The organism is Streptomyces sp. NPDC055815 (assembly GCF_053616475.1).
Map to the genome: position 1 here is coordinate 1 of NZ_JBSHDU010000180.1, position 2353 is coordinate 2353.

1 protein-coding gene is annotated in these 2353 nt (G+C 70.6%); it reads left to right on the forward strand.

Translation table 11 applies throughout. The annotated features are described in order from the left end of the window. On the forward strand, positions 1–2353 hold a 2353-nt coding region (locus tag ACWGN5_RS41820; RefSeq protein WP_453524268.1), incomplete at both ends, for a condensation domain-containing protein.

Sequence of the window (2353 nt, forward strand, 5' to 3'; positions counted from 1 at the left end):
CCACCATCGGTGTCGCCACGGGTGCCCTGTCTGCGGAGGATGCGGCGGCGGGGGTGATTCCGGTCGGCCGACCGGTCGCGAACACCCGCTTCTACCTTCTGGATGCGGCGTTGCAGCCGGTGCCGGTGGGTGTGGTGGGGGAGCTGTATGTCGCGGGCGCGCAGTTGGCGCGGGGCTATGTGGGACGGCCGGGCCTGACCGGTGAGCGGTTCGTGGCCTGCCCGTTCGGGTCCGGGGAGCGGATGTACCGGACCGGGGACCGCGCCCGGTGGAGTGCGGACGGCCGGCTGGTGTTCGCCGGGCGTGCCGATGACCAGGTGAAGGTGCGCGGGTTCCGGATCGAGCCGGGCGAAGTGCAGGCGGTACTGGCGTCACATCCGCAGGTGGGGCATGTAGCTGTGGTGGCCCGGCAGGACGTGCCCGGGGAGATGCGTCTGGTCGCCTATGTCGTACCGGATGATGCGGACACCGATCATGCGGCGCTTGTCGAGTCGGTGCGGTCCTTCGCCGCTGCGCGGCTGCCGGAGCACATGGTCCCGTCCGCGGTACTGGTCCTTGAGGCGCTGCCGCTGACGGGCAACGGCAAGCTGGACCGTGCTGCTCTTCCGGCCCCGGACTACGCGGCGGCGGGCGCGGGTGTCGGGCGGGGGCCGGCGACGGTGCAGGAGGAGATCCTGTGCCAGGCCTTCGCGCAGGTCCTGGGAGTGGAGCGGGTCGGCGTCGACGACGACTTCTTCACCCTCGGCGGACACTCACTGCTGGCCGTACGGCTGGTGAGCCGGATGCGGGCGCTGCTCGGCGTGGAGGTGGGGATCCGCGAGCTCTTCGAGGCGCCGACAGTGGCGGGCCTGGCTGCACTGCTCGCCGAAGCGGACCAGGCCCGCGCGGCCTTGGTGCCGATGGAGCGCCCGGAGCGCGTGCCGCTCTCGTACGGGCAGCGCCGTCTGTGGTTCATCGGCCAGTTGGAGGGACCGAGCCAGACCTACAACAGCCCTGTGGCGCTGAGGCTCGACGGACGGCTGGACCGGCAGGCACTGTCCGCCGCGCTGAGGGACGTGATGGCGCGCCACGAGTCGCTGCGCACGGTGTTCCAGGTGGCGGACGGCGAGCCGTACCAGCACGTCCTTGACCTGGACGAGATCGGCTGGGACCTGCCGACCGAACGGATCTCTGCCACGGAACTGCCTGACGTACTGGCTCGCATCTCTGCGTACGCCTTCGATCTCGCCGCCGAAGTCCCGGTGAAGGCATGGCTGTTCGAGCTCGGGCCCGATGCGCACGTGCTCGCCTTGGTGGTGCATCACATCGCGGGTGACGGGTGGTCGACCGCGCCCTTGGCGCGTGATGTGTCGCAGGCGTACGGGGCGCGACTGGAGGGCCGGGCTCCGGAGTGGAGTCCGCTGCCGGTGCAGTACGCCGACTACACCCTGTGGCAGCGGGAGCTCCTGGGGGCCGAGGACGACGAAGCAAGTCTGATGTCGCGGCAGGTCGCGTACTGGCGCGACGCGCTGGAGGGTGTGCCGGAGGAGCTGGGTCTTCCGTTCGACCGACCTCGTCCTGCGGTCGCGTCGCACCGAGGCGACTCGGCCGTGTTCGAGATGCCGGCAGAGTTGCACGGGCGGATGGTGGAGGCAGCCCGCGCCGAAGGCGTGACGGTGTTCATGGTGCTGCAGGCGGCGCTCGCGGCGACGCTGTCCCGGCTGGGTGCGGGGACGGACATCCCGATCGGTTCGGCGATCGCGGGCCGGACGGACGAGGCGCTGGACGAACTGGTCGGCTGCTTCGTCAACACGCTGGTGATGCGGACGGACCTGTCCGGCGATCCGACGTTCCGTGAATTGCTCTCCCGTGTACGCGAGTCGGGGCTGGGGGCGTATGCCCATCAGGACGTGCCGTTCGAGCGGCTGGTGGAGGAGCTCGCTCCGACCCGTTCCATGGCGCGGCACCCCCTGTTCCAAGTCGTCCTCACGATGCACAACACCGCGGAAGCGACCGTGGCGCTGCCCGGCCTCGAGGTCGAACTGCTCTCGACCGATCGTCCGGCGGCGAAGTTCGACCTGGACGTGATGGTCGGAGAGACGCACGACAGCGACGGAGCTCCGGCCGGGGTACGGGGTGCGGTGACGGTCGCGACCGACCTCTTCGATCCCGGGACCGCGCGGACGCTGGCCGACCGCTGGGTCGCGGTGCTGGACCGGCTGCTGGCGGACCCCGACCGACGGCTGTCGGCGGTGGAGGTTCTTGATCCGGCCGAGCGGCAGCGGGTGTTGGTGGACTGGAATGACACGTCCGCCTCCGTCTCTGGCGAGTCGGTGTTGGGGTTGTTCGGGGCGCAGGTGGTGCGGACGCCGGA